Annotated in this window: 1 pseudogene; it reads left to right on the top strand. The window is 68.6% G+C overall.

Going from position 1 to position 1,141, the window contains the following annotated elements:
- Nucleotides 1–39 precede the first annotated feature (39 nt).
- Nucleotides 40–1,130 (top strand): annotated as a pseudogene (locus ACYQ0J_RS13080) (ISAs1 family transposase).
- The last annotated feature ends 11 nt before the right edge of the window (nt 1,131–1,141 follow it).

Genomic DNA, 1,141 nt, shown 5'->3' with positions numbered 1-1,141 from the left:
AGACTTGACCGATATGTATCCCCCGGGTATACAAAGGGCATGACCTTGCGCGAAGCCTTGTCCCAAGTCCCCGACCCTAGGGCCCGCAACCGGCGATACCCCCTGTGGGGCCTCTTGGCCCTCATCCTGGTGGCCTTCCTCAGCCGCGTGGACTCCCTGCGCGGCGTGGAACGCTTCGCCCGCGCTCACCCCCACCTCCTCCCCCACCTGGGCCTGCGCAAGCCCCCAGGCCACACCGCCCTCACCCTCCTCCTCCACCGCCTTGACCCAGAGCGGCTCCAGAGGGCCCTCCTCCAGGCCTTCCCCCAGATGGACCCGGGGGAGGTCCTGGTGGTGGACGGGAAGCACCTCCGAGGGAGCGGCAAGGGGAAAAGCCCCCAGGTGAGGCTGGTGGAGGTCCTGGCCCTGCACCTCCACACCACCCTGGCCCAGGCCCGGGCGGAGGGGAGGGAGGACCAAGCCCTCCTGGAGCTTCTGGACCGCCTGGGGGCGGAGGGGCTCAAGGGGAAGGTGGTGGTGGGGGACGCGGGGTACCTGTACCCCGAGGTGGCCGCCGGGGTGCGGGAAAAGGGGGGGACTACCTCCTGGTCCTGAAGGGGAACCAGGGGGAGCTTTTGGAGTGGACGGTGGAGGTGTTCAAGGGGATGGAAGAGGGGCGCCTTCCTGGGGAGACGGAGGCGGCGTGGAGGGTGAGGCGGGACGGGGAGGTGTGGGCCTACCGGGTATGGGCTTCTCCCTACTTGCCGGAAGCGCTTTTGGCCTTCCCCGGGTGCAGGCAGGTGGTGCGGGTGGAGCGGGAGGTGGTGCACGAGGGGACGGGGGAGGTGCGGCGCACGGTGAGCTACGCGCTCACCAGCCTTGGGCCGGAGGTGGCGGACGCGGGGCGGCTTGGGAGGCTTCTTCTTGCCCGTTGGGAAGTGGAGAACCGGTCCTTTTGGGTGCGGGACGTTCTCTTTCGCGAGGACGCTTGCCAAGTGCGGGGGAGAGGGGCGTGGGTCCTGGCGGTGCTGCGGGGGTTTTTGGTCTCGCGGCTAAACCGGGAGGGGGTTAAGGGGAAGAAGGCGGCCTTGGAGGCTTTCTCCTTCAACCCCCTCTCCGCCCTCCGCTTCCTGGGGCTCTATGCAGTATAGCGGTCAAGTCT

Source organism: Thermus sp. FJN-A, from assembly GCF_054655095.1.
Note: the sequence above shows the minus strand (reverse complement) of the source record. Positions and strands in the feature narration are given on the sequence as shown.